25 protein-coding genes and 3 tRNA genes are annotated in these 24,896 nt (G+C 63.1%); 18 read left to right on the top strand and 10 right to left on the bottom strand.

Annotation, left to right across the window (positions count from 1 at the left end; genetic code table 11):
* Positions 1 to 11 precede the first annotated feature (11 nt).
* From recF to D9V29_RS10305, 7 genes are all read left to right on the top strand, one after another.
* On the top strand, positions 12 to 1,190 hold the full coding sequence (recF, locus tag D9V29_RS10335; RefSeq protein WP_121673247.1) for a DNA replication/repair protein RecF: 1,179 nt from the start codon (positions 12 to 14) through the stop codon (positions 1,188 to 1,190).
* Positions 1,183 to 1,689, top strand: coding sequence for a DciA family protein (locus D9V29_RS10330; RefSeq protein ID WP_121673246.1), 507 nt, complete (start codon positions 1,183 to 1,185; stop codon positions 1,687 to 1,689). The genes recF and D9V29_RS10330 overlap by 8 nt, the downstream gene beginning before the upstream one ends.
* A gap of 122 nt (positions 1,690 to 1,811) precedes the next feature.
* A complete protein-coding gene (gene gyrB / locus D9V29_RS10325) occupies positions 1,812 to 3,821 on the top strand; it encodes a DNA topoisomerase (ATP-hydrolyzing) subunit B (RefSeq protein ID WP_121673245.1) in 2,010 nt (669 codons plus the stop codon).
* A gap of 40 nt (positions 3,822 to 3,861) precedes the next feature.
* A complete protein-coding gene (gene gyrA / locus D9V29_RS10320) occupies positions 3,862 to 6,429 on the top strand; it encodes a DNA gyrase subunit A (protein ID WP_229790532.1) in 2,568 nt (855 codons plus the stop codon).
* Positions 6,426 to 6,830 (top strand): DUF3566 domain-containing protein, encoded by a 405-nt coding sequence (locus D9V29_RS10315; RefSeq protein WP_121673243.1) that lies wholly within the window; start codon positions 6,426 to 6,428, stop codon positions 6,828 to 6,830. The genes gyrA and D9V29_RS10315 overlap by 4 nt, the downstream gene beginning before the upstream one ends.
* A gap of 85 nt (positions 6,831 to 6,915) precedes the next feature.
* Positions 6,916 to 6,989 (top strand) — tRNA-Ile (locus D9V29_RS10310).
* Positions 6,990 to 7,024: 35 nt separating this feature from the next.
* A tRNA-Ala gene (locus D9V29_RS10305) sits at positions 7,025 to 7,097 on the top strand.
* 52 nt (positions 7,098 to 7,149) lie between these two features.
* Here the strand turns inward: D9V29_RS10305 and D9V29_RS10300 are convergent.
* Positions 7,150 to 8,391, bottom strand: coding sequence for an MFS transporter (locus tag D9V29_RS10300; protein ID WP_121673242.1), 1,242 nt, complete (start codon positions 8,389 to 8,391; stop codon positions 7,150 to 7,152).
* A gap of 79 nt (positions 8,392 to 8,470) precedes the next feature.
* Between D9V29_RS10300 and D9V29_RS10295 the strand changes: the two genes are divergently transcribed.
* A complete protein-coding gene (locus tag D9V29_RS10295) occupies positions 8,471 to 8,884 on the top strand; it encodes an NUDIX hydrolase (RefSeq protein ID WP_183084980.1) in 414 nt (137 codons plus the stop codon).
* Positions 8,885 to 8,912: 28 nt separating this feature from the next.
* On the opposite strand, the gene D9V29_RS10290 is transcribed toward D9V29_RS10295, so the two are convergent.
* Together D9V29_RS10290 and D9V29_RS10285 are read right to left on the bottom strand one after the other, a co-directional pair.
* Positions 8,913 to 9,371 (bottom strand): pyridoxamine 5'-phosphate oxidase family protein, encoded by a 459-nt coding sequence (locus D9V29_RS10290; RefSeq protein ID WP_121673241.1) that lies wholly within the window; start codon positions 9,369 to 9,371, stop codon positions 8,913 to 8,915.
* An 82-nt stretch (positions 9,372 to 9,453) separates the two neighbouring features.
* Positions 9,454 to 9,972 (bottom strand): DNA helicase, encoded by a 519-nt coding sequence (locus D9V29_RS10285; RefSeq protein ID WP_121673240.1) that lies wholly within the window; start codon positions 9,970 to 9,972, stop codon positions 9,454 to 9,456.
* A gap of 107 nt (positions 9,973 to 10,079) precedes the next feature.
* Here D9V29_RS10285 and D9V29_RS10280 point away from each other — a divergent pair, with 107 nt between their 5' ends.
* The 9 genes from D9V29_RS10280 (at position 10,080) to D9V29_RS10245 (ending at position 15,561) form a co-directional block, all read left to right on the top strand.
* Positions 10,080 to 10,622 (top strand): peptidylprolyl isomerase, encoded by a 543-nt coding sequence (locus D9V29_RS10280; protein WP_121673239.1) that lies wholly within the window; start codon positions 10,080 to 10,082, stop codon positions 10,620 to 10,622.
* Positions 10,623 to 10,814: 192 nt separating this feature from the next.
* Entirely contained in the window at positions 10,815 to 11,543 is a 729-nt protein-coding gene (locus tag D9V29_RS10275; RefSeq protein WP_308428572.1) for a rhomboid family intramembrane serine protease, read from the top strand.
* A 19-nt stretch (positions 11,544 to 11,562) separates the two neighbouring features.
* Complete coding sequence (locus D9V29_RS10270) at positions 11,563 to 11,808, top strand: cell division protein CrgA (RefSeq protein ID WP_121673237.1); 246 nt, start codon at positions 11,563 to 11,565, stop codon at positions 11,806 to 11,808.
* A gap of 197 nt (positions 11,809 to 12,005) precedes the next feature.
* The gene (locus tag D9V29_RS10265) at positions 12,006 to 12,773 is read left to right on the top strand and encodes a class E sortase (protein ID WP_121673236.1); all 768 of its coding nucleotides are present in this window, start codon (positions 12,006 to 12,008) and stop codon (positions 12,771 to 12,773) included.
* A gap of 2 nt (positions 12,774 to 12,775) precedes the next feature.
* Positions 12,776 to 12,934: a hypothetical protein gene (locus D9V29_RS14945; protein ID WP_183084979.1), complete on the top strand. Its 159-nt coding sequence runs from the start codon at positions 12,776 to 12,778 to the stop codon at positions 12,932 to 12,934.
* A 9-nt stretch (positions 12,935 to 12,943) separates the two neighbouring features.
* Complete coding sequence (locus D9V29_RS10260; RefSeq protein ID WP_121673235.1) at positions 12,944 to 13,579, top strand: anthranilate synthase component II; 636 nt, start codon at positions 12,944 to 12,946, stop codon at positions 13,577 to 13,579.
* Positions 13,580 to 13,784: 205 nt separating this feature from the next.
* Positions 13,785 to 14,429 (top strand): hypothetical protein, encoded by a 645-nt coding sequence (locus D9V29_RS10255; RefSeq protein WP_121673234.1) that lies wholly within the window; start codon positions 13,785 to 13,787, stop codon positions 14,427 to 14,429.
* Complete coding sequence (locus tag D9V29_RS10250; RefSeq protein WP_121673233.1) at positions 14,426 to 14,839, top strand: phage holin family protein; 414 nt, start codon at positions 14,426 to 14,428, stop codon at positions 14,837 to 14,839. The genes D9V29_RS10255 and D9V29_RS10250 overlap by 4 nt, the downstream gene beginning before the upstream one ends.
* Positions 14,836 to 15,561, top strand: a complete 726-nt coding sequence (locus D9V29_RS10245; protein WP_121673232.1) for a DUF3618 domain-containing protein — start codon at positions 14,836 to 14,838, stop codon at positions 15,559 to 15,561. Before D9V29_RS10250 ends, D9V29_RS10245 begins: the two co-directional genes overlap by 4 nt.
* Before the next feature lie 63 nt (positions 15,562 to 15,624).
* Here D9V29_RS10245 and pknB read toward each other — a convergent pair whose 3' ends face one another.
* The 7 genes from pknB to D9V29_RS10210 all read right to left on the bottom strand — a co-directional run bounded on the left by pknB (position 15,625) and on the right by D9V29_RS10210 (position 24,526).
* A complete protein-coding gene (gene pknB / locus D9V29_RS10240) occupies positions 15,625 to 17,319 on the bottom strand; it encodes a Stk1 family PASTA domain-containing Ser/Thr kinase (RefSeq protein ID WP_121673231.1) in 1,695 nt (564 codons plus the stop codon).
* Positions 17,320 to 17,378: 59 nt separating this feature from the next.
* A complete protein-coding gene (locus D9V29_RS10235) occupies positions 17,379 to 19,088 on the bottom strand; it encodes a protein kinase domain-containing protein (protein ID WP_121673230.1) in 1,710 nt (569 codons plus the stop codon).
* Positions 19,085 to 20,539, bottom strand: a complete 1,455-nt coding sequence (locus tag D9V29_RS10230; RefSeq protein WP_121673229.1) for a peptidoglycan D,D-transpeptidase FtsI family protein — start codon at positions 20,537 to 20,539, stop codon at positions 19,085 to 19,087. Before D9V29_RS10230 ends, D9V29_RS10235 begins: the two co-directional genes overlap by 4 nt.
* Positions 20,536 to 21,882, bottom strand: a complete 1,347-nt coding sequence (locus D9V29_RS10225) for an FtsW/RodA/SpoVE family cell cycle protein (RefSeq protein WP_121673259.1) — start codon at positions 21,880 to 21,882, stop codon at positions 20,536 to 20,538. The genes D9V29_RS10230 and D9V29_RS10225 overlap by 4 nt, the downstream gene beginning before the upstream one ends.
* Before the next feature lie 98 nt (positions 21,883 to 21,980).
* Positions 21,981 to 23,237: a Stp1/IreP family PP2C-type Ser/Thr phosphatase gene (locus tag D9V29_RS10220; protein WP_121673228.1), complete on the bottom strand. Its 1,257-nt coding sequence runs from the start codon at positions 23,235 to 23,237 to the stop codon at positions 21,981 to 21,983.
* Positions 23,238 to 23,240: 3 nt separating this feature from the next.
* Entirely contained in the window at positions 23,241 to 23,783 is a 543-nt protein-coding gene (locus tag D9V29_RS10215) for an FHA domain-containing protein FhaB/FipA (RefSeq protein ID WP_121673227.1), read from the bottom strand.
* Positions 23,780 to 24,526 (bottom strand): FHA domain-containing protein, encoded by a 747-nt coding sequence (locus D9V29_RS10210; RefSeq protein WP_121673226.1) that lies wholly within the window; start codon positions 24,524 to 24,526, stop codon positions 23,780 to 23,782. The genes D9V29_RS10215 and D9V29_RS10210 overlap by 4 nt, the downstream gene beginning before the upstream one ends.
* 228 nt (positions 24,527 to 24,754) lie before the next feature.
* On the opposite strand from D9V29_RS10210, the gene D9V29_RS10205 reads away from it, so the two are divergent.
* A tRNA-Leu gene (locus D9V29_RS10205) sits at positions 24,755 to 24,838 on the top strand.
* The last annotated feature ends 58 nt before the right edge of the window (positions 24,839 to 24,896 follow it).

Raw genomic sequence — 24,896 nt, 5'->3', positions numbered from 1 at the left:
AGGCTTACGCGGTGATTGTCACCCACCTCAACCTCAGTAACTACCGCAACTACGCGGTTGCTGACGTGGCGCTGGCACCGGGGGCGAATCTCTTCGTCGGCCGAAACGGCCAGGGTAAGACCAACCTGGTCGAAGCCCTCGGCTACCTCTCTACCCTCGGTTCGCACCGGGTGTCGACGGATTCAGCTCTCATCCGCGCCGGCGAAGATGCGGCGATCATTCGCGCCCGGCTTCAGCACAATGGCCGTGATCTCCTCGCCGAAGTACAGATCAACCGCAGCGGCGCGAACCGCGCACAGGTGAATCGCGGCCAGATCAAACCGCGTGAGCTTCCGCGCTACTTCTCGAGCGTGCTATTCGCCCCCGAGGATCTTGGAATCATCCGCGGCGACCCGTCAGGCCGCCGCCGTTTCCTCGACCAGCTGCTCATTCTGCACACACCGCGGTTGGCCGGTGTTCTCTCTGACTACGAACGCACACTCAAACAGCGAAACTCGCTGCTGAAATCCGCGCGCGGTTCCGGCCTCAAGACCAACCAGCTGACGACACTCGAAATCTGGGACGACAAACTTGTCCTTCTCGGCTCGGAAATCATCGACGAACGCGTCGCGCTCATCGGCTCTCTCCTCCAGCCGATTCGGGATGCTTACGCTTCGGTCGTCGGGGACGATCACCGTCCGTCGCTCGCAGCGTTGTTGTCCATCGACGGCCTCGACGCCGAAGCGGAATCGGGTTCAGGAACAGATGACGCCGCGGCATCCGGCACCGGAGTGACCGCTGATCGCTTTCGTGAGGCGCTCGCCCGGCAGCGACGCAGCGAACTGGAACGCGGACTCACTCTCGTGGGCCCCCACCGCGATGATGTGTTGTTCGAGTTGAACTCTCTCCCGGTCAAGGGGTACGCGAGCCACGGCGAGACCTGGTCATTCGCGCTCGCGCTCAAGCTTGCGTCCGCGGAACTGCTCCGCCGGGACTCCAACTCGGGCGATCCAGTGCTCATCCTCGACGATGTCTTCGCCGAACTCGACCTCAATCGGCGAGCCAGACTCGCGGCCGCTGTGAGCGGATTCGAACAGGTTCTCATCACGGCGGCGGTACTCGACGACGTGCCAGGTGACCTCACCGCCCACACCGTGCACATCTCCGCCGGCCGAATTCTGGAAACCGCGGAGGAGGCATCCCATGGCTGAGCCATTGTCAGGAGGGGAGCCGCTGTCGGAATCCGCCCGCGTCTATGTGCGATTCAAGGAGTTGTTCGGCGGGCAGAAGCACTATGCCCGATCGAAGCGCAACCGCAAGATCGACCCCGCTGAGAGTGTCCCGTTCGGGCACGGCCGCGATCCGAAGGGGGTCGGCGACGTTCTTGGTGCGCTGACCAGCCAGCTTGGCTGGGATTCTCCGCTGGCTCAGTCAGAACTGGTCTCCAACTGGACCGAACTCGCCGGCGAGGAGACAGCAAATCACTCGTCACCGGTAGGAATAGAAAACGGTGTGCTCACCGTTCAGTGTGAGTCGACCGCGTGGGCGACCCAACTGCGGCTGATGCGAGTCGACATCATGACGCATATCGCGGTGAGGTATCCCGAAGCGGGCATCGACAGCATCCGTTTTCTGGGACCCAACGTCCCAACCTTCAAACGCGGTCCCAGATCGGTTCAGGGGCGTGGCGTGCGCGATACCTACGGTTAACCAGACATTTCTGGTCTACCCAGCGATAAAAGTGGCTCAGACGGGCATATGCGCCCCGAAGCCGTTCGGTTCTTGATAGAATTACATGTCGAGCACGAACACGGTTTGGAGCCTAATTTCATATGTCATCAGAACCGAACAGGTCCGCAGATAACAGCGACTACGGCGCAAGCCAGATTCAGGTTCTCGAAGGTCTCGAAGCCGTACGCAAACGTCCAGGAATGTACATCGGTTCCACCGGTCCGCGCGGTTTGCACCACTTGGTTTACGAGATCGTCGACAACGCTGTCGATGAGGCCCTCGCAGGGTACTGCGACAACATCGAGGTCACTATTCTCGCCGACGGCGCGGTTCGCGTCGTCGACAACGGCCGTGGAATCCCGGTCGACATCCACCCGATCGAAGGAAAGTCGACCGTCGAGGTCGTTCTGACGATCCTGCACGCTGGCGGAAAGTTCGGCGGCGGCGGTTACGCGGTCTCCGGCGGTCTTCACGGCGTCGGCAGCTCCGTGGTCAACGCGCTGTCGAGCCGGCTCGATGTCGAAGTCCACCGCCAGGGTTCGGTGTGGCGCGCCACCTTCCACGACGGCGTCGCCGACGCACCCCTCGCCCAGGGCGAGGACTCGGACAAGACGGGAACGACGGTCACATTCTGGCCGAGCGCCGAGATCTTCGAGACCATCGAGTTCGACTACGACACGCTTCGCACACGCTTCCAGCAGATGGCGTTCCTCAACAAGGGACTCCGGATCGCTCTGCACGACGAGCGTGTCGATCACCTGGTCGAAGGACCGGCAGGCGTCGACGGTGCCGAGCCGGAGATGGTTCAGCAGTCGAACGTGTTTCTCTATGAGCGCGGACTGGTCGACTATGTCGAGTACCTGAACCACGCCCGCAAGGCTGATCTGGTCAACGACGAGATCATCTCGTTCGAGACCGAGGACGACAACCGCAAGATCGCACTCGAAGTCGCCATGCAGTGGACGACGTCGTACACCGAGAGCGTCCACACCTACGCCAACACCATCAACACGCACGAGGGTGGAACCCACGAAGAGGGATTCCGCGCCGCGCTGACGACTCTCGTCAACAAATACGCGCGTGAAAAGGGATTGCTCAAGGAGAAGGACGACAACCTCTCCGGTGACGACGTGCGCGAGGGCCTTACCGCCGTGATCTCGGTGAAGCTCACCGAACCCCAGTTCGAAGGCCAGACCAAGACGAAGCTCGGCAACACCGAGGCGAAGGCGTTCGTCCAGAAGGTCGTCGGTGATCAGCTCGGTGACTGGTTCGGGCGCAACCCGGCCCAAGCCAAGGAGATCATCCGCAAGGCATTCTCGGCAGCGACCGCTCGACTCGCGGCCCGCAAGGCGCGCGAAACCGCTCGTCGTAAGGGCCTCCTCGAGGGCGGCGGTATGCCAGGCAAGCTCAAGGACTGCCAGTCGAAAGACCCCTCGCTGTCCGAGATCTTCATCGTCGAGGGTGACTCCGCAGGCGGTTCGGCCGTTCAGGGCCGTAACCCTGAGACCCAGGCGATCCTCCCGCTTCGCGGCAAGATCCTGAATGTGGAGAAGGCCCGTCTCGACCGAGCCCTCGGCAACGCCGAGGTCCAGGCCATGATCACCGCGTTCGGTGCCGGCATCGGTGAGGACTTCAATCCGGACAAGGCGCGGTACCACAAGATCGTGCTGATGGCCGATGCCGACGTCGACGGACAGCACATCACCACACTGCTGCTGACATTGCTGTTCCGGTACATGCGTCCCCTCATCGACTTCGGCTACGTCTACCTGGCCCAGCCGCCGCTGTTCAAGCTCAAGTGGTCGAACGCGGCGCACGAATACGTGTACACGGACGCGGAGCGTGATGCTCAGCTCGCCGCTGGAATCGCTGCCGGCCGACGGATTCCGAAAGAAAACGGCATCCAGCGGTACAAGGGTCTCGGTGAGATGGACTACAAGGAGCTGTGGGAGACGACCATGGCGCCCGAAACCCGCACCCTGATGCAGGTCAACCTCGACGATGCCGCCGCGGCCGACGAAATCTTTTCCACCCTGATGGGCGAGGACGTCGAGTCCCGCCGCAATTTCATCCAGAAGAACGCGAAGGACGTGCGGTTCCTTGACATCTAACGACGATTCCACCACCACCCCCGAAGGCGCCGAAGACATCGTGGTGGATCCGCCGGAGGACCACGGCGTCCACGGACGCATCAACCAGGTCGACCTCCAGCTCGAGATGCAGAGGTCCTACCTCGACTACGCGATGAGCGTCATCGTCGGTCGTGCGCTTCCCGAAGTGCGCGACGGCATGAAGCCCGTTCACCGCCGCGTGATCTACGCCATGTACGACGGTGGGTACCGGCCGGATAAGGCGTTCTCGAAGTGCGCGCGCGTTGTCGGCGACGTCATGGGACAGTTCCACCCCCACGGTGACTCCGCGATCTACGACGCCCTTGTGCGCCTCGTCCAGCCCTGGAGCCTGCGGTACCCGCTCGCCCTCGGCCAGGGTAACTTCGGCTCCCCCGGAAACGACGGCGCTGCTGCACCCCGATACACCGAGACCAAAATGGCCCCACTGGCCATGGAGATGGTCAGGGACATCGACGAAGACACCGTCAACTTCCAGGACAACTACGACGGACGCACCCAGGAACCGGCCGTCTTGCCTGCCCGGTTCCCGAACCTGCTCGTGAACGGCTCCGTCGGTATCGCCGTCGGCATGGCAACGAACATTCCGCCGCACAACCTCCGCGAGGTCGCGGCCGGCGCCCTGTGGCACCTCGCCAACCCCGAAGCCCCGCGCGAGGAGCTTCTCGAAGCCCTCATGAAGCACGTCAAGGGCCCCGACTTCCCGACCGGAGCACAGATTCTCGGCGTCAAGGGAATTCAGGATGCCTATCGCACGGGCCGCGGATCGATCACGATGCGTGCTGTCGTCAGTGTCGAAGAGATCCAGGGCCGCACGTGCCTCGTCGTCACCGAGCTGCCGTACCAGGTCAACCCGGACAACCTCGCGGTGAAGATCGCCGACATGGTCAAGGACGGCAAGATCTCGGGAATCGCGGACATCCGCGATGAGACGTCGGGCCGCACCGGGCAGCGCCTCGTCATCGTGCTCAAGCGCGATGCCGTCGCAAAGGTCGTACTGAACAACCTCTACAAGCACACCCAGCTGCAGGAGAACTTCGGCGCCAACATGCTCGCCATCGTCGATGGCATCCCTCGTACCCTTGCTCTCGACGGATTCATCACCGCGTGGGTCGCACACCAGATCGATGTCATCGTCCGGCGCACGAAGCACCGCCTGATGAAGGCGGAAGAGCGTGCGCACATCCTGCGCGGGTACCTGAAGGCCCTCGATGCGCTCGACGAGGTCATCGCCCTCATCCGCCGTTCAGGAACCGTCGAAGACGCGCGTGACGGCCTGATGGAGCTTCTCGACATCGACGAGTTGCAGGCGCGCGCCATCCTGGAGATGCAGCTGCGCCGCCTCGCAGCCCTCGAGCGCCAGAAGATCATCGACGAGCACGACGAGATCGAGCGCGAAATCACCGAGTTCAAATCGATTCTCGCGAGCCCTGAGCGCCAGCGCACGATCGTCAGCGAGGAACTCACCGAGATCGTCGACCGGTACGGCGACGACCGCCGTACCGAGATCATGTTCGGCTACGACGGCGACATGTCGATCGAAGACCTCATCCCCGAAGAAGAAATGGTGATCTCGGTCACCCGCGGTGGCTACATCAAGCGCACACGGAGCGACAACTACCGCCAGCAGCACCGCGGTGGAAAGGGCGTCAAGGGTGCCCAGCTCCGGGCAGACGACGTGGTGGATCACTTCTTCGTGACTACAACCCACCACTGGCTGCTGTTCTTCACGAACAAGGGCCGGGTCTACCGGGCCAAGGCGTACGAGGTGCAGGAGGCAGGCAGGGATGCCAAGGGCCAGCATGTCGCGAACCTTCTTGCCATGCAGCCGGACGAGGAGATCGCAGAGATTCTCGACATCCGCGATTACGAGGCGGCGAAGTACCTCGTTCTCGCCACCCGCAACGGACTGGTGAAGAAGACCGCTCTCAGCGAATACGACACCAACCGCACCGGCGGCATCATCGCGATCAACGTCCGCGAGGGCGATGAACTGGTCGGCGCCCTCCTCGTCGAGGAAGACAGTGACCTCTTCCTGGTCTCCAGAAAGGGCATGTCGATTCGCTTCACGGCGACAGATGAGGCGCTTCGTCCGATGGGCCGATCGACCTCCGGCGTGATCGGAATGAACTTCCGCGACGACGATGAGCTGTTGTCGGCATCCGTGCTACCCGCGGACCCTGAGAACGATGCGTTCGTCTTCATCGCCACCGAAGGTGGTTTTGCGAAACGTACCGCTATCGAGCAATACCGTCTCCAGAACCGCGGTGGACTCGGCATCAAAGTCGGAAAATACAACGAGGACCGTGGGCACCTCGCCAGCGCGCTCATCGTGGGTGAAGACGACGAAGTGCTTGTGGTTCTTGCCAGCGGCAAGGTGGTAAGGTCTGCGGTGGCCGAAGTTCCCGCCAAGGGCAGGGACACCATGGGCGTCGTTTTCGCACGATTCGCTGACGACGATCGGATAATTGCCCTGGCCAGGAACAGTGACCGCAATCTTGTCGCCGCCGACGCAGAAGTAGCCGAAGTTCTCGTGGTAAATGAGGCTGAGCCGCTCGCGACCGAGGCCGTAACGAAAGAAGAAGAATGAGTAGCGTTGCCGAAAAGCTCGCACAGAAGTCGACCAAGCGTACGTCGACCAAGCAGGTCAGGCTGAAGCTCGTCTACGTCGACTTCTGGTCGGCCGTCAAGCTGTCGTTCCTCGCTGCGGTGGCTCTCGCCATCGTGACGATCGTTGTGTTCTTCCTCGTCTACACGGTCCTCGACCAGACGAACATCTTCGACAACGTCAACGGCCTCTACAAGGACGTCGCCGGCGTCGGGAACGACCTGAGCGCAATCTTCAACCTCGGACGGGTCATGGGCTTCGCTGTTGTCGTGGCGATTCTCAACCTGATCGTCGTGACCGCGCTCGGCGCGCTGTGCGCCGCGTTGTACAACCTCAGTGTCAAGATCACCGGCGGTCTGCTGGTGGGCTTCACGAACAACTAGTTCGCGTCGGGCGGGTTCCTTCGTTCAGGAACCCGCTCGATTAGAACAAACGGCAGATTTCAGGTAGTCTCAAACCTGCCCAAACGGGGATATAGCTCAGGCGGTTAGAGCGCTTCGCTGATAACGAAGAGGTCCCAGGTTCAAGTCCTGGTATCCCCACTCGGGAGACATATTTACACAGTTTCCCGTTAATCGGGGCCTTAGCTCAATTGGTAGAGCGCCTGCTTTGCAAGCAGGAGGTCAGGGGTTCGATTCCCCTAGGCTCCACAAAAGAAAAGGCCCGTTCTTCTCCGGAAGAACGGGCCTTTTCTCTTTCCACTCACGTCCATGCCGGTAGTGCGTCGACGTCACGGGATCCCCGCAGAGTGAGCCAGACGGGAATCGGCGAGATGATGACGAGTGTTCCGGCCACAACCAACGTGGCCCGCGGCCCGATCAACTCGCCGAGGATTCCACCGGTGAGGGCACCCAGGGGGAAGAGACCCATGATGAGGAACCGCATCGTCGCGGTCACCCGCCCCAGCATCCGTTCGGGACAGAACCGCTGACGCAGACTGACGTTGGTGATCGCGTAGACGATCTGGCCGAACTCACCTGCGGCCATTCCCACAACGACGAGCAGAACGAGCCAGCCTGGCTGTGCGAAGGGCACAGCCAGCGCGAGCGGGCCGGTGAGGGCGAGAGACAGCCAGATGATGCGGGCGGAGCCGACGCGGCGCGAGAGCGTCGGGGTGAGTGCAGCCCCGGCCATGGCGGTCACCGACCCGACGGCGATCACCATCCCGATGACAACCGGCGACAGACCCAGGGTTCGGGCAAGGAAAATCATGTTCACAGCGGATGCCATGGCGAACGAGAAATTACCGGTCGCGCTCGCGAGGGCGGTCGCCCGAAGCACTCGGGTGCGGGCGACGAATCCGAGTCCCTCACGAATCTGCGGCCACAATCGCGGCCGTACTTCGGGTCGGGGTACGACCGCTTCGGTCGAGCGGATCGCGAGGAGCGCAATCGCCGACACCGCAAAGGTCACCGACTGCACGAGGATGACGCTGGCAGCGCCCAGGGCGGCCACCAGGGCGCCGCCGATGCCCGGACCGACCACCTGCCCGGATGCCCGAACCATCTCCAGAGACGAGTTGCCTGCGAGTACGCGGTTCCGTCCGAGGACCGAGGGGATGTAGCTCTGGTATCCGACGTCGAAGAAGACCCGGGCAACTCCGGAGAGCAGAGAGACGATCACCAACTGCGTGATCGTGAGGATGCCGAGGAGCGCGGTGAGCGGGATCGTCGCCAACAGCACTGCTCGAGCGATGTCGCTCGCCACCAGGATCGGCCGCCGGCGCCACTGGTCGACCCACGCGCCGGCGGGAAGCCCGATGACGGCGAAAGCGAGCGTTGACGATGCCGTCACCAACCCGAGTTCGAACGGGGAAGCATCCAGGGTGAGAACGGCGAGCAGAGGAACAGCGACGCCGCTCACCTGCGCGCCGAGCTGACTGGTGGTCTGGCCGAGCAGAAGCATCCGGAAGTCCCGGTCCCGGAACAGGCGCTCGTCTGACATGACGCTCCCGGAGAGTGGTCACCATCCACGTGCGCGATCAGCGCGCGTGCACATCATTCTGCATGAGTATCGTGGGCGAATGGACATTCGGATAGCCGCATACGGAGTCGTCATCGACAACGACCAGATCCTCCTCGCCCACTGGCGGGAATACGGACGCAGCGGCTGGACACTTCCGGGCGGCGGAATCGACCCCGGTGAAGACCCGGCGGATGCCGCGGTGCGCGAGATTTACGAGGAGACCGGGTACACGGCCGTGCTCGACGGACTGCTGGGGATTCACTCATTCGTCGCTCAGCCCGAGGCTCGACTCACCCCCGGAGCCACCCAGGCACTTCACGGACTTCGGATCGTCTACCGCGCCCACGTCACGGGAGGTGAGCTCACGAACGAGGTGGGTGGATCGACAGACATGGCGGCGTGGCATCCGCTCAGCGCTGTCCCGACCCTCGACCGGGTCGGGCTCGTCGATGTTGCGCTCGGAATGCTCTAACCGCACAGTGCGGTTACCCCGTGCCGCCTCAGTCAGTGGAGTCTGGAGCGCCGGGTGCGTCGTCGTCTTCCGTCGGCTCGAATTCCCGGCCACTCACCGAACTCGGCGTGATCTGCACGATGACCTCTTTCGATCCCCGAGCGAACGGGTCCCTCAACCTGCCTGCCACCGGACCCGTGTCGTCGTCACTCTCCAACCGACGGGCGAGCCCGCGCACGATGACGCTCCATCCGCGCGACGTACTCAAGTCGTCCGCTTCGAACAGAACAGCCGCGTTCGCCGCAAGGCCGGCCAGTTTGTCGCCGGGCGCGGTGCGGAAGTACACCGTACCGTCCAGCACCGTATGGGTGACGGGATAAATGTCGGTGATGTCACCGACCGTGACGACGATCCGTCCGACAGGTGCATCCGCCAGGCGCTCGAGTGATTCCGCTTCGGTCAATTCCCGCATGGGCATGATTCCTCCTGCAATCGGCGTTTCGCTCATTGTCGCGCACACCTGAACCGAACGACAGGACTGTCACAACAAAAAAAGGCCAGCCCCAGAGGGACCGGCCTTTTTTGCGAGATCAGAGGTTGGGTAGTGCCGGTTCTTCGTCGGCAACCCAGAGTTCGTCGTCAGCCCGGAAGGTCTGCCACACGGCGTACGCAACACCCGCCGCAGCGAGAACGCCGACACCGATGGCGACGACTCCGCCGACATTCGTCTTCTTGGGCGGCGGCTTGGGCTGGAAGCGCTCGAGCGCAGCCCGAACCCGGTGGTCCTTCGCGATGTCACCGACCGACAGGACGCTGCCGACAACACCGCCGAGAACGGGAAGAACTGATTTGTCAAGGCCCTTCATGGCCCCTTCGACGAGACCGCGAGAAGCGGCGTAGCCCCGGTCGACAACCGGCTGAACCTTGTGCTCGTACGTGCTCACAACGGAGGGAACGACCTGCTCACGTCCATATGCCCCGAGTTGCCTGCTCGCCTCGCGAGCAACGTGGTTGGCGTGGTCAAGGATCTCCTGCTGGGCGTGCCACAACTGATTGGCCTCACCCTTGAGTCGCTTGAGTTCTTTCTTACGCTTGCGTGACAGACTCACCGCTGACCTCCATTGATCTCGTTTTAACGCGACAGAACTCCATCTTGCCATTGAATGGCCGGAACGCCACCCGGCGGGGGGTCATTGCGTGTGTAAGAATTGGGAACATGTCAAAGCACACCGCTGTCGCAACCCTCCACACCAACTACGGCGACATCAAGGTCAACCTTTTCGGAGACCACGCCCCCAAGACTGTCAAGAACTTCGTCGGACTCGCCACGGGCGAGATCGAGTGGACGGATGAGACCACCGGTGAGACCAAGAAGAACACGCCCCTGTACCAGGGCGTCATCTTCCACCGCATCATTCCCGGCTTCATGATCCAGGGCGGAGACCCCCTCGGCAACGGAACCGGCGGACCCGGTTATAAGTTCGACGACGAGATCAACTCGGACCTGAACTTCAACGAGCCGTACATGCTCGCAATGGCAAACGCAGGCAAGATCGCAGGCAAGGGAACCAATGGATCCCAGTTCTTCATCACCGTCGGCAACACCAGCTGGCTGCAGGGCAAGCACACCATCTTCGGCGCTGTCGAAGACGAGGCTAGCCGCAAGGTTGTCGACAAGCTCGCTGAGGTTCCGCGCGACGCCCGTGACCGCCCCCTCGACGACATCGTCATCGAGAGCGTCACGGTTGCCGACGCCTAAGCCGACGACGACCTCCGGCCATCGGGCGGGCCCCGCCCGATGAGCCAGTCTTCGGTTCCCCCGGTGACCCGCAGCAATTTTTGTTATCGCCACCCCGATCGTCAGAGTTTCGTGCTCTGCCAGCGATGCGGGCGTACGATCTGCGGCGAATGTCAGACACCTGCCGCCGTCGGTGTCGTGTGTCCGGAATGCATGAAGGAGCAGCGTCGAACGGCGCCATCGGCCCGAACCGGCTTCTTCAGCCGATCCGGTGACCGGCCCGTCGTGACCTATGGCCTGATCGCGATCACGGCGTTCGTCTTCCTCCTGCAGCTGATTCCGGGGCTCGGGATCACGAATTATCTGCTGTACGCGGGTGTCTTCTCCGTCCCCGCTGAGCTCTCCCCTGGCTATGGATTCGAACCGTGGCGGATGCTGACGACGGTTTTCGCCCACTCCCAGGGCTTCATCTTCCACATCGCGCTGAACATGTACTCGCTCTGGCTATTCGGCCAGGCCCTGGAGCCGATGCTGGGCAGGGCACGTTTCCTCACGCTGTACCTGATCTCCGGCTTCGCCGGTTCTCTCGGCGTCCTGTTCCTGACCGACGGTTACGTTCCCGTTGTCGGCGCGTCCGGCGCGATCTTCGGCCTGATGGGGGCATTCCTCGTCATCCAGCGCAAGCTCGGCGGCAATATGAATGGCTTGCTCGTCCTCGTCGGCATCAACCTCGTGATCGGCTTCATCCCTGGGATCAACGTCGCCTGGCAGGCCCACCTTGGCGGTCTCGTCGGTGGCGCTCTGGTCGGGTTGATCTACTACGAGACCCGTCGACTCCGGCACAAGGGTCGTCAAAGACTTCTGATTGCCGGCCTCTGCGTCGTCCTCGTTCTTCTCGGTCTTCTGCCTTCTCTGGGGCTCTTGAGCACTCTGGGCGGCTAACCGGGCTAGAATCGGCCCTATGGCACGCGACAAGACGAACAGCACCCAGTCCGCTCCGAGCACCCAGCGGACCGGTGAGCAGGCACCCAACCCGGTTTGGTTCAAGCCGGTGATGTTCGGTTTCATGCTGCTTGGACTCGCCTGGATCATCGTCTTCTACGTCAGCCAGGGTGCTCTTCCGATCCCCGCGCTCGAGTCGTGGAACATCGTCGTCGGGTTCGGGATTGCGTTCATCGGCTTTCTCATGACAACTCGCTGGCGGTAGTTTCCACAACCCTGTGTAAAAACGCCCGGGATTCCGTGTAACACGGCGAGCACAGCTGAGAAAAATCGCTGGCCAGAGTTATTAACAGGGTTATTAACACTGTGGACAATTACACGGGTGTAATTATCCCCAGCATGTGGATAACCCTGTGCACAACCTCGAGAACCTCGGAATCCGTGCCGGGCTAGACTGGCGAAATGGTCGCCCACGATGTTCCCGCGCGTGGCGCAACCCGACGCGGTCGATCTCGTCGCGGCCGGCCCCATCCCATCAGCGTCGTCGGGGTTCTCGGAGAGTTGCTCGTTACGGCCGGCGTGTGCGTTCTCCTCTTTCTCGTCTGGCAGCTGTGGTTGAACGATGCTGTTCTCCGCGCAGCACAGAACAACGAGGCTGCTGCGCTCAGCGAGCAGTGGTCGGAGGAGCCGATCCGACCGGACACCCCGTCGGACCCGTTGACACCGGTCGTCGTGCCCCAGCCGAGTGATGCCGAGATCTTCGGCATCCTCCTCGTGCCGCGCTTCGGTGCTGATTACGCCGCCAAACTCGCCGGCGGGGTATCTGCGTCGCGGACGCTCAACCCGATCGGACTCGGCCACTACCCTGAGACCCAAATGCCCGGCGAAGCGGGTAACTTCGCCGTTGCCGGGCATCGGAACACCCACGGCAAACCACTGAACCTGATCGGTGAGCTGCGGGTCGGGGACGCCATCGTGGTCGAGGTGCCCGAGGGGTGGTACACCTACCGGTTCCGCACACTCGAATACGTCCAGCCATCGGGGGTCGGTGTGCTGGAACCGGTGCCGCAGGCCGACGGCGTTGCGGCATCCGATTCGATCATCACCCTCACGAGCTGCAACCCGGCGTTCTCAACCGCGGAGCGTATCATCGCCTATGGTGCGTTCGAGTCCTGGACTCCCCGGGCGTCCGGCCCACCGGCATCCATCACCGAACCGCTGGAGGACTGAGCATGTATGCAGCCCTGTGGCGCGCGCTGCCCGGTCCGCTCTGGATACGTGTGATCATCGTGATCGCTCTGATCGCGGTAGTTTTGTATGGACTGTTCACGTGGGTGTTCCCGTGGGTGCAGTCGTTTATCGATACCCAGGAAGTAACCGTTGAAGAGTAAGAGGCTCCCGTGACCCGAGTGCTGGTTATCGACAACTACGACAGCTTCGTCTACACCCTGAACGGCTACCTCCTGCAGCTCGGGGCTGAGACGGACGTGCTCAGAAACGACGTCTTCTCAGAGGCGGATGCCGCCGCGCGGCTGAACGAGTACGACGCGGTCCTCGTCTCGCCCGGTCCGGGCAAACCGTCGGATGCCGGTGTGTCGATCGCCGTCGTGAACGCAGCACTCGCCGCCGGCAAACCGTTGCTCGGAGTGTGCCTCGGCCATCAGGCGATTGCTGAGGCATTCGGCGCCCGGGTGACCAACGCCGATGAACTCATGCACGGCAAGACGTCGCTCATCGAACACGACGACAGCGCGTTCTACGACGGTGTTCCGCAACCGTTCACGGCAACGAGGTACCACTCGCTCGCGGTGGTCGACGGCACAGTTCCCGACGACCTCCTCGTCACGAGCCGCACGAGCGGGGGCGTCATCATGGGCCTTCGGCACCGTGATGCGCCGATCTACGGTGTGCAGTTCCACCCCGAAAGCGTCCTCACCGAGGGCGGATACCTCATGCTCGGCAACTGGCTCGCGGCATCCGGACTGCCACAGGCCGCCGTCACCGCTCGCGGTCTCAGTCCGCTCGTTCAATCCTGACGTTCGCGCTCGTTTAGGCGTCATCGCCGGGCCTGGCACGCCTCTTTTCAGCGCCTGATACTCCCCCTTTCGCGGGGTGTCAAGCCTTGCCCGGAAAGCTTGGAGTTGGCGCAGCTACGGGTGAGGATTTCTTCACACGACTCGAGACCGAACTGGCAGCGTCACCCCTGACCCGGCCAGCGGTCTCCTCTCAGGAGGAAGAATCATGACAGAAACCTCATCAGGAGCCGGCGAATCGTCGACCACCGATCGCGTGCGCGGAGCTGGATCCCACGTTGCGGGGGTGGCCGCCGACGAAGCAGCCAACGTGAAGCACGAAGTAGGAAGTCAGGCCAAGAATCTTGTCGGCGAAGTCCGTTCGCAGTTGAAGGGCCAGGTGTCGACCCAGCAGGAGCGCGCAGCCGGCGGCATCCGCACGGTGAGCGACCAACTCCGTTCGATGGCCGACTCGACGGACTCCGGAATGGCGTCGAACCTTGTCTCGCAGGCAGCATCGCGGGCTGGGGACGTTGCCGGCTGGCTCGAGAACCGTGAGCCGGCCGACCTTCTCGACGAGGTCAAGCGCTTCGCACGTCGCCGCCCCGGTCTGTTCATCGCCATCGCGGCAGGAACGGGCATCGTCGTCGGCCGTCTGGCCAAGTCCCTTGCCGGAGGCAACGACTCCTCAGACAGCGACTACTCGACGAACCGCCAGTCCTTTTCCTCGCCCACCGACACGACCTCCGGCTATGCCGACACGACCGGGTACGCCGGGACGTCCGGTTATGCGGGCACGACGGATGCAGACCGTTCCGTCTACACTCCGCCCGTCGGAACGGTCGACTACGAGACGAGCGGTGACCTTCGATGAGTGAGCCTTACGTTCCCGACCCCGACGGGAGGACCGAGTCACTCGGCGACCTCCTGGGTGAGGTCACGAGGGACATCTCGACTCTCTTCCGCCAGGAGGTGGAGCTCGCGAAGGCTGAACTCTCGCAGTCAGCCAAGAAAGCGGGTAAGGGTGCCGGAATGTTCGGCGGCGCGGGTGTCGCCGGATTCATGGCGCTCCTCTTCCTCTCCATCGCACTGTGGTGGGGCCTCGGCCTCCTCATCGGCAACGTCTGGTCGGCCATCATCGTGGCGGTCATCTACGGAATCGTCGCTGCCGTGCTGGCCATGCGGGGCAAGAAGGAAGTGGAAGAAATCACCGGGGCGCCGAAGACGGCTGAAACCCTGAAGAAGGTACCTGAGGCATTCAAGACAAGTGAGGACTCAAGATGACGAACGATCCCGAAGCAATCCGCCAGGACATCGAAGAGACCAGGCGCAACCTGGGCTACGACGTCGATGCCCTCGCTGACAAGGTGAGCCCGTCGAGCATCGCCTCACGTCAGACAGAAAAGGTCAAGGGAATGGCACGGAAGGTTAAGGACAGCGTTATGGGTGCAGCAGAGGATGCCACGTCACACGTCAGCGACGCCGCCTCGCACGTGGGAGAAAAGGTCGGCCACACGGGCGACAAAGTCGGCGGCAAGATGTCCGGACTCGGCAGCAGTTCGAGAAACGCGGTCGACAAGGCAAAGGGCAACCCGATCGCGGTCGGTCTGATCGCATTCGGAGTCGGTCTTCTGGCTGCCTCGTTGATTCCGGCATCCGACAAGGAGAAGGAACTCGCCCAGACCGCCAAGGAGAAGGCGGTGCCGCTCGTCGACGATCTTAAGGAGACCGCGAAGGGTGTCGCCGAGGATCTCAAGGATCCCGCAAAGGAGGCCGCTGAATCGGTCAAGGGCGCCGCGACGAGTGCCTTCGCTAACGTGAAGGATGACGCCACCAGCCAGGCCAAGGACGTCAAGGGCGGGTCAGACGACTCCTCCGGGTCGACGGACTACTCTGCAGGATCGACTTCGACCGAGGGTTATGTCGCCGCGGACAGCGGCGCTTCTCCGCTCGGTATGGACGAGCCGGTGTACGACGCTACCCGCACCGACGACACGCTGCGGTAGAACCTCACCAACGAAGACGGCGGTCGTGACGGAAGTCACGACCGCCGTTCTTCTCTGTCAGGGCTAGCCCGAGCAGTAAGTGAGCTGAATCGTCGATTTCTGCGGGACGTCTCCGGGTGCGATCGACTGATTGGTGACGGGATTGCCCGGTTGGGTCGGGCAGGTCGGATCAGGTACCGGTTCGACGGTCAGACCGACGTCCGGGTCCTCCATGAGATCGGTGGCGACCTCGAGGCTCTGCGCGATGACACTCACGATCGTGACGAGCCCGCTCGAGACGGTGAGGTTGACGGTCGAATCTTCGGCAACCTCCGTATCGGCGGCCGGATCGGTGCTGATGACCGTTCCTGCTGCCAGCGTCGGCGAGTTCTCTTTCGAAATCGATCCGGATGTCAGCCCGGCCGCGGTCAGGTCCGATTGCGCCTGCTCGGTTGTCTTGTTGACAACATCAGGCACGGTCACCTTCGCGGCGCCGAGTGAGACGTAGAGTCGCACGACATCCTTGGGCCGCACCTTGCTGTCGCTGTTCGGGTCGGTACGGATGACGAGACCTTCGTCGACGGACGCGCTTTCCTCGGTGACGACACTCGCGACCAAATCGAGATCGGTCAGCGTGTTGATGGCGCTCTGCTCGCTCACCCCGACCAGATCGGGGATGGTCCTCGACTCGGTCTGAACGACCGGAGCCTGTCCGAGCGAACCGACCCAGATCATGACGGCGATGAGCACAACCGCGATCGATGCGATGCCGGCCCAGATCCAGACGACAGGAGGGCGGCGCTGCGTTCGCGTGACAGAATCGTCGCTCGTCAGTTGGCGGAGTGCCTGCTCGGTGCTCGAGGATGCCCGGGGTGCTGCGCCGAAGAGCGCGGTGGTGGCGTCATCGGCGTCGCGGTGAACGGGGACTTTTCCTGCCGCGGCGAGTTCGAGGTCATCCCGGAACTCGGATGCGGCCTGGTAACGGCCGAAGCGGTCCTTCGTGAGCCCGCGCATGACGACCTGGTCGAGCGCGGGTGAGACATGCGAGTTCACCGAGGAGGGTCGAACTGCGGTCTCGCTCACGTGCTGATAGGCCACCGCCACCGCGGTGTCGCCACGGAACGGTGCACGACCGGTGAGCATCTCGAACAGCACCACGGCGGTCGAGTAGAGATCGGTGCGCGCGTCGACGACCTCGCCTTTGGCCTGTTCCGGGGAGAAATAGGATGCGGTTCCAAGGATCGCGGTGGTCTGGGCAACGGTCGAGGAGGAGTCGGACACGGCCCGGGCGATCCCGAAGTCCATCACCTTGACCTTCTCGTCCGGCGTGATCATGACGTTGCCGGGCTTGATGTCGCGGTGAACGACCCCTGCGCGGTGCGAGTACTCGAGAGCGGTGAGGATGCCCTGGGTGATCGCGACGGCGCGTGCGGCCTCCATCGGTCCTTCGGCGATCACCTCTTTGAGCGTGCGACCGTAGACGTACTCCATCACGATGAAGGGTTCACGTGAAACACGGCCGTCGTACTTGACCGTCTCTTCGCCGGCGTCGAAGACCCGCACGATGGTCGGGTGGGCCATCCGTGACGCGGCCTGGGCTTCCTGGCGGAAGCGGGTTCTGAATGCCGGGTCGTTTGCGAGGTCCGATTTCAGGATCTTGATCGCGACGGTGCGGCCGAGCTTCGTGTCTGTGCCGCGGAACACATTGGCCATGCCACCGCGACCGATGAGGTCACCGACGAGGTAGCGCCCGGCGAGCAGGCGTTGTTCGTCAGCCACTCATGAACTCCTTAGATCAGACCGTTCCGGTCAGGGATATCTTAGTCGCTGAGAAATTCTCATTCCTCGGTGGCGCGGATCTGGGTGGTCGCTGCAGGTGATTGGCCCGATTCTGCGTCTCCGCAGAAGGCGAGGTACGTCACGCTGAAGGATCCGGGGGTGTCCCCGAGCACGACCTGAGCCGAGTTGGTGGAGACAGCGCCGCCGGGAGCCGTCGGCGTTCCTCCCGTGGCGGTGACGCGGTAACCACCGAGAGTCATACCGGCAGGGCACTGGGTGAAGGCAGGCCAGCTGACGGTCACGGTCGAACCCGCGGCACAGTTGACACTGTCGCCGTCGCATCCGTCACCCGTGATGGTCGGAGGCGCCGTCGGTGTCGGAATCTCAGCCATCGGGGCATAGACGGTGACGGTGACGAGCTGGCCGCGCTGCAGGTTGCCTTCGGGGTTGATCGCGTAGACGATGCCGACCTGGTCTGGCGACGTCGCCGTGTTGCCCTCGGCGCGTTCCGACGCGAGACCGAGCTCCTTGAGCTTCGCTGCTGCGTCGTCGTAGGTGTCACCGATGAAGTCGGCGGCACTGACGGCGATGAGCTCACTCGTCGGTGTCGGCGTTGGCGTCGGCGTCGTCGGTTCCGGGGTGGGTGTCGTCGGCGTCGGAGTGGCGGATGTCGCGGGTGGATTGTTCGTGTCGTCCTGGTTGATGAGGGCGATGACGGTTCCAGTGAGAATAATGGCGAGGATCGTGATCAGGGCGATCAGCGGCCACGTCCACCGGCTTCGTTTCTTCTTCTGTTCTTCCTCAATCGGGACTTCGGCGGTCGTCGTGGGAACTTCCGCGGCACCGATGAGCTGTGTCGTCGCGTCTGAGCCGGAACTCATGACCTTTGTTGCGCCGGTGAGGGCGCTGCCATCAGCGATGGCAGGAACGGCTGCGGCCGCAGCGGCAGTGTCGCCGCGACGTAAGGCCTGCGCGGCGCGGCTGACGTGCGCTGCGGATGCCGGGCGGTCGGCCGGGTTTTTGGCGATCATCGAGAGAACGAGGTTCCGCACCGGTTCGGAGACAGTGACGGGGAGCGCCGGGGGTGCCTCGTTGATCTGTGCCATGGCGATCGCGACCTGCGACTCGCCGGTGAATGGACGTTTCCCTGCGAGGCACTCGTACGCGACGATGCCAAGCGAGTAGATGTCGGTGGTCGGTGACGCGGCGTGACCTGACGCTTGCTCAGGAGACAGGTACTGCACGGTCCCCATGACCTGTCCAGTGGCCGTCAATGGGACCTGGTCCGCGATGCGGGCGATGCCGAAGTCCGTGATCTTGACGCGCCCATCGGGAGTGATGAGGAGGTTTCCCGGTTTGATGTCACGGTGCACGAGGCCTGCGGCGTGCGCCGCCTGGAGTGCAAGGGCCGTCTGCGCGGTGATGTCGAGTACCTTGTCGGTGGACAACACGTGCTCGCGCTCGAGCATCGTTGACAGCGCTTCGCCCGGGACGAGTTCCATGACGAGGAACGCGCTTCCGTCCTCCTCGCCGTAGTCGTAGACGTTGGCGATACCTTCGTGATTGACGAGAGCGGCGTGCCGTGCCTCGGACCGGAATCGCTCGAGGAAGTTGGGATCGCCGAGATACTCATCCTTGAGGATCTTGATAGCGACCGTCCGACCGATCACAAGATCCGTCGCGTTCCACACCTCGCCCATGCCGCCGATGGCAATCCGGGACTCCAGTTCGTAGCGTCCCCCGAAGGTGACCCCTGCTGTGGGTCTCATTTGTTCAGCACCGCCTCTATGACTTTCTTGGCAATTGGCGCGGCAACGATGTTTCCTGAGCTGTGACGGCCCAGGTTTCCGTCGTTTTCAACGACAACCGCGACTGCGACTTCGGGATTGTTTGCTGGGGCGAATCCGGTGAACCAGAGTGAATATGGTTCGTCCTCACCGTTCTGCGCTGTACCGGTCTTTCCCGCCACGTCGACCCCCTCTATTCTTGCACCGTTCGATTGCCCGACCTCGACGCCGTTGACCATCATCGTCGTCACCCCGGCCGCGGCATCCTCGCTCACGGCCTCGTTGAGCACCTGCGGTTCGAAACTCTTGAGCTCCTCGAGGTTCCGTCCTGTGACACGGTCGACCAGTGTCGGGGCCATCACGGTTCCTTTGTTGGCGATTCCGGCAGACACGAGCGCCATCTGCAGCGGCGTCGCCCGGACTTCGTACTGGCCGAAAGCCGTCAGGCCGGTCTGTGCGTCGTCGAGGCCTCTCGGGTACACGCTCGTCCCGGTGGGAGTCGGCAACTCGAAACCGTTGTTGAACCCGAACTTCTCGGCAGCCTCGCGCAACGCGTCGTCGCCGAGTTCCATCCCCAGTTCGGCGAACGGGATGTTGCAGCTCTGGCGAATGGCTTCAGCGAGCGTGACCGTTTCGCCTGGTCCACACGTCGTGCGGGTCCAGTTGTACACAACGGCACTGCTGTTCGGGAGCGTGAGACTCGCGGGGTTGGCGAACGTCGACTCGGGCGTGTACTTGCCGCTGTCGAGCGCAGCGGCGGCGACGACCACCTTGAACGACGACCCAGGAGGATTCATGTTTCCGCTCGTGGCCCGGTTGATCAGCGGGGTGAGCGGGTCGTCGTCAAGTGCGGCATAGGCCGAGATGACGCTTTGGGAATCGTGTGAGGCGAGGGTGTTCGGATCGTACGTCGGGGTCGATGCCATCGCGAGGATGCGGCCCGTCGACGGCTCAATCGCGACGACGGCACCCTGCCGGTCGCCGAGGGCGTCGAAAGCCGCCTTCTGCACGACCGGGTCGATTGTGACCTCGACGGCAGCACCCTTCGGCGCCTGGCCGGCGACGATGCGGTTGATGCTGTCGAGGAATTGCGTGTTCGACGTACCAGAGAGGTAGTCGTTCATGTACTGCTCGATACCGGCTGATCCCTGCGTGGGGTTGAAGAAGCCGGTGACAGGGGCGTACAGCTCCCCTTCCGGGTACTGTCGCTGGAACACGAAGCGGTCGCCGGTGCGCACGGACTGAGCGATCACTGTTCCGCCGGCGAGGATGGGCCCGCGTTCTGTGTCGTAGCTGTCGTAGAGGGCGCGCGTGTTCCTCGAATCGAGGCGGAGAGCATCCGCCTGGACCGCCTGAATGATCGTCGTCGAACCGAACAGGGCGATGAACATGGCGAGCACGAGCACACTCACGCGTTTCAATTCGCGATTCATGAACTGACCTCCTGAGCAGGTCCGGTCCGGATGCTGTCACTCACGCGCAGAAGGAGGGCGACGATGATCCAGTTGGCGACGAGTGATGAACCACCCGCGGCGAGGAACGGAGTGGTGAGACCGGTGAGCGGGATGACGCGGGTGACGCCGCCGACCATGATGAAGACCTGGAGTGCGATGGTGAACGCGAGACCCACGGCGAGCAGCTTGCCGAAGTCGTCCTGACCACGGAATCCGATGCGGATCCCACGGGAGACGAAGAGCAGGTAGAGGCCGAGAATGGCGAAGATGCCGGCGAGACCGAGCTCTTCTCCGAGGCTCGCCATAATGTAGTCGCTCTGCGACAACGGAGTGAGCTCGGGGCGGCCCTGGCCGAGGCCGGTGCCGATGAGGCCGCCGTGAGCGAGTCCGAAGATGCCCTGAACGAGTTGATAGCTGCCACCGGTTGCGTCATAAACGGTGGGGCTGAAGGCGTCGAGCCAATTCCGGAACCGGCCCTCGACGTAGGTGAGGGTCTGCGCGGCGAAGAACGCGCCGACGCCGAACATGCCGACGCCGATGAGGATCCAGCTGAGCCGCCCGGTCGAGACGTAGAGCATGACGGTGAACAGGCCGAAGAACAGGAGTGCTGTTCCCATGTCGTGCTGGAAGACGATGATCGCCATCGACAGCGCCCAGACCACGATGATCGGGCCGAGGTCGCGGAGCCGCGGGAACTGCATCCACAGGAACTTCTTGCCGACCATAGAGAGGCTGTCGCGCGTGCGCACGAGGTAGCCGGCGAAGAAGACGGCGAGGGCGATCTTGGCGATCTCACCCGGCTGGAAGCTGACGAAGTTACCGATCCCGATCCAGACCCGCGCACCACTCACTTCTCGGCCGATGCCAGGAACCAGTGGCAGGAGAAGGAGGAGGAACGCAAACGCACCGAAGAGGTAGGTGTAACGGAACAGCACCCGGTGATTCTTGACCACGATGATGATGACGATCGCCGCAAGAATGGCGATCGCACTCCAGGTGATCTGGCGGGTGGATGCGGCAGCCCAGCCGCTGACGCCCTCGGCGAGGTCGATCCGATAGATCATCGCAACGCCGAGGCCGTTGAGCACGGTGGCGATCGGTAACAGCAGCGGGTCGGCCTGGGGTGCAACGTAGCGCAGGCACACGTGGAGCCCGAGTACGAGGGCCGACAGGCCGGCGCCGAGGTAGACGAGGTCGAGGTCGATCGCGCCGGTCGCGCCGAGCTGGACGAGCAGGATCGAGACCGAGTTGATGGCGCAGGCGAAGATCAGGAGGGCGAGTTCGCGGTTGCGAAGCTTCAGCGGCAACCGCAGCTTGCGCATGGTGCGCAGGACCGCGGTGTCCGCCTTGAACTCTTCCGCCGGGCGCTCAGCGACGCGGCCACCGACGGCGCCGGTCGCTCGTGTTCTCGAATTGTTCGTCATTCCTCGTCGTCCTTCGACGTGGTCGTCCGGAGCCGGGAAACGATCTCTTCCGCTTCCTCGAGGGAGGAGGCGGAGATGGTCTGCTCGACCTGCTGGCGATCATAGGTCGACAGCATGGAGATCGGAATCCCGGTGTCATTGTGTTCGGTGGAGAGACTGAATGGCCCGACGTCCTGCTGGATGCCCTGGAAAATAACGACGGTGTCCTCGTCGGCACCGACGAAGTAGCGCGTTTGTGTCCAGGTGTATCCGAGCAGCAAGGCGAGTGCGATGGCGAGCACGAGGGCGATCGAGCCGACCAGCCAGGTGAGGCGGCGGCGTTTCGCGCGGCGGGCATCCTCTTCGATCAATTCGTCGAGGTAGTCGTCCGACGCCGGTTCGAAGTGGCTGGGGCCAGATGACGTGCCGCGGCCGGAGTGCAGGCGCAGGGACGGGAGCAGGCCCGTCCGTTTGGGCACATCGTTCTGGAAGGCGAGCGGGCGAGACGCCGACCCGACGATGACGGGAGTCTGCGCGCTCGGTGACCGCTCGGCGCCGACATCGAAGATCACGACCGTCACGTTGTCGGGAGCGCCGCCGTCGAGTGCCTTGCGGATGAGTCGTTCCCCGACCTGACGCGCGGGCAGTTCGAGAGCGAGCGTGCCCTGGATCGCATCCTTGTCGACGACACCCGACAACCCATCTGAACAGAGCAGCCAGCGGTCACCCGGGTGGGTACGCATCACCATCGTGTCGATCTCAGGGTTTGAGTCGACGTCGCCGAGCACGCGCATGAGGACCGAGCGACGAGGGTGGACCATCGCCTCTTCCTCGGTGATGCGTCCCGAATCGACGAGACGCTGCACGAAGGTGTGGTCGGTGGTGATCTGGCTCAGTTCACCATCGCGAAGCAGATAGATGCGCGAGTCGCCGATGTGCGCAATCGCGACCTCGTCGCCCACCGCAACGATGGCATCCACCGTCGTTCCCATGCCGCCGAGTTCGGGATGTTCGAATACCACCTCGGCAAGTTCCGAGTTCGCCGCACTGATCGCGGTCTGCAGGGCAGCCTCAGCATCCTGCGCGCTCGTGAAATCCGAATCGGCCTGCATGATGCGCTTGAGCGCGATGGCACTTGCGACGTCACCACCGGCGTGGCCGCCCATGCCGTCGGCGACGACGAACAGGTGGGTTCCGGCGTAACCGGAGTCCTGATTGTTCGAGCGAACCTTCCCGACATGGGAGATGGCCGCAGAGTCGCCTGCCTTTGTCACCGTCTACCGCCGCAGTTCGAAACTGGTCGCGCCGACCTTGATCGGGGTACCGAGTGTGATCTGCGTCGGTGAACTGATCCGCTTGCCTCCGAGGAAGGTGCCGTTGGTGGAGTCGAGGTCCTGGATCATCCAGTTCTCGTTCCAGAGAAGCAGTTTGGCGTGGTGTGTGGATGTGTAGTCGTCGCGAATGACAAGTCCCGAATCGGGTGCGCGTCCGATCGTGAGCGGATCGCGGCCGAGGGAGACCTCGAGACCTTCCTTGGGACCCGCGGTGATGACAAGCCGTGAGACGTTGTGGATCGTCGCTTTTTCGTGCTTGCGCCCCGACGGTGTGACGGGCGGCGGTGCCGCGCTTCTCGGTGGGACGGGCGGAGCGGGCGCCGGCCGCGGGGCGGGCGTCGCTTGCTGGCCCGCCTGTGCCGGCTGAGGTTTGCGGGTACCCGGGCCGAAGATGTCGGAGCGAAGGGCGTAGACGATCGCGAAGACAAACAGCCACAGCAGTAGGAGGAACCCGATGCGGAGCACCAGGAGAGTCAGCTCACTCACGACGCGGGCCCCCAGAATCCGCCCTCAGCGCCGTAAGCGCGGGTGGAGTCGTCATAGGTATCGGGTGACGCCGGGGCAGAAGATTGGGCAAGCACTCGGAACACAATACGGGTGCGACCGATCTGCACGACTGAATCCGGTGACAGGGCGACCTGGTTGAACGGGGATCCATCGAGCGTCGAACCGTTGGTCGAGCCCAGATCGCGTGCCTGGGCGCGTTCTCCGTCCCAGAGAATTTCGACGTGTTTCCGGCTTGTACCCGGGTCATCGATCGTGATGTCCGCATCGCTTCCGCGGCCGATCACGGTCCGGCCCTTGGTGATCGGGTGCCGCTTGCCGCCGATGTCGAGGACCGGAGTCCAGGAGACCTGACCCTTCACATTGACCGAATCGAGTTGGAGCATCCCGTCAGAGAGACTTCCGTCGCTCTTGAGGCGGATGTCGATGCCGCCGGCGAATGTGTAACCCTGGTGCGACGCGTGCTTCTGCACGAGGCTCGTCAGCTCGTCGATGAGAGCTGGACCGATCGCGGTCATTCGCTCGTGGTCGCCAGGCGACATTCGAACGACGAACTGGTTGGGAGCGAGGATCCGGTCACGGCTCATGACGGCCGACTTGGTGTCGAGTTCGCGCTTGAGCGCCGACGTGATTTCGACCGGCTGCAGCCCCGAACGGAAGGTCTTGGCGAACGCCCCATTTACGGCGCGCTCGAGACCCTTCTCGAAGTTGTCCAGAATGCCCACAGGTCTCCCGATCGTGTCAAATGGCTATGGACATGTTAGTAGGCGGGGCTGGGAGTGAGGTTTGCCGGTATTTCGGCGGCGATTGAGTGCCGATCGCGCCTTCACGCGACCGCGGGCGGTCCAGCTCGAGACCGAGGTGCGGGGGGAGCAGTGAGATCGACCCTCGAATGGCGATTCGACGGGGGCCATGCTAATCTCGCTGAGTTGACACGCACGTGTCACGACACTGCGCGAGTGGCGGAATTGGCAGACGCGCTGGCTTCAGGTGCCAGTGTTCGAAAGGACGTGGGGGTTCAAGTCCCCCCTCGCGCACAGAGGGTAGTTCGTGATGAATCCGGTTTCGGGTTCGCGAAATTGACCGGCGAAAGGC

This window comes from Mycetocola manganoxydans, assembly GCF_003667545.1.
GTDB lineage: Bacteria > Actinomycetota > Actinomycetes > Actinomycetales > Microbacteriaceae > Mycetocola_A > Mycetocola_A manganoxydans.
This window is presented reverse-complemented; position numbering and strand designations above follow the sequence as displayed.

Bases quoted from the DNA above. Each gene is read 5' to 3' on its own strand.
- D9V29_RS10330 (WP_121673246.1), top strand. From the start codon at position 1,183: ATGGCTGAGCCATTGTCAGGAGGGGAGCCGCTGTCGGAATCCGCCCGC.
- gyrB (WP_121673245.1), top strand. From the start codon at position 1,812: ATGTCATCAGAACCGAACAGGTCCGCAGATAACAGCGACTACGGCGCA.
- D9V29_RS10315 (WP_121673243.1), top strand. From the start codon at position 6,426: ATGAGTAGCGTTGCCGAAAAGCTCGCACAGAAGTCGACCAAGCGTACG.
- D9V29_RS10300 (WP_121673242.1), bottom strand. From the start codon at position 8,391: ATGTCAGACGAGCGCCTGTTCCGGGACCGGGACTTCCGGATGCTTCTG.
- D9V29_RS10295 (WP_183084980.1), top strand. From the start codon at position 8,471: ATGGACATTCGGATAGCCGCATACGGAGTCGTCATCGACAACGACCAG.
- D9V29_RS10290 (WP_121673241.1), bottom strand. From the start codon at position 9,371: ATGAGCGAAACGCCGATTGCAGGAGGAATCATGCCCATGCGGGAATTG.
- D9V29_RS10280 (WP_121673239.1), top strand. From the start codon at position 10,080: ATGTCAAAGCACACCGCTGTCGCAACCCTCCACACCAACTACGGCGAC.
- D9V29_RS10275 (WP_308428572.1), top strand. From the start codon at position 10,815: ATGAAGGAGCAGCGTCGAACGGCGCCATCGGCCCGAACCGGCTTCTTC.
- D9V29_RS10270 (WP_121673237.1), top strand. From the start codon at position 11,563: ATGGCACGCGACAAGACGAACAGCACCCAGTCCGCTCCGAGCACCCAG.
- D9V29_RS10265 (WP_121673236.1), top strand. From the start codon at position 12,006: ATGGTCGCCCACGATGTTCCCGCGCGTGGCGCAACCCGACGCGGTCGA.
- D9V29_RS14945 (WP_183084979.1), top strand. From the start codon at position 12,776: ATGTATGCAGCCCTGTGGCGCGCGCTGCCCGGTCCGCTCTGGATACGT.
- D9V29_RS10255 (WP_121673234.1), top strand. From the start codon at position 13,785: ATGACAGAAACCTCATCAGGAGCCGGCGAATCGTCGACCACCGATCGC.
- D9V29_RS10250 (WP_121673233.1), top strand. From the start codon at position 14,426: ATGAGTGAGCCTTACGTTCCCGACCCCGACGGGAGGACCGAGTCACTC.
- D9V29_RS10245 (WP_121673232.1), top strand. From the start codon at position 14,836: ATGACGAACGATCCCGAAGCAATCCGCCAGGACATCGAAGAGACCAGG.
- D9V29_RS10235 (WP_121673230.1), bottom strand. From the start codon at position 19,088: ATGAGACCCACAGCAGGGGTCACCTTCGGGGGACGCTACGAACTGGAG.
- D9V29_RS10230 (WP_121673229.1), bottom strand. From the start codon at position 20,539: ATGAATCGCGAATTGAAACGCGTGAGTGTGCTCGTGCTCGCCATGTTC.
- D9V29_RS10225 (WP_121673259.1), bottom strand. From the start codon at position 21,882: ATGCGCAAGCTGCGGTTGCCGCTGAAGCTTCGCAACCGCGAACTCGCC.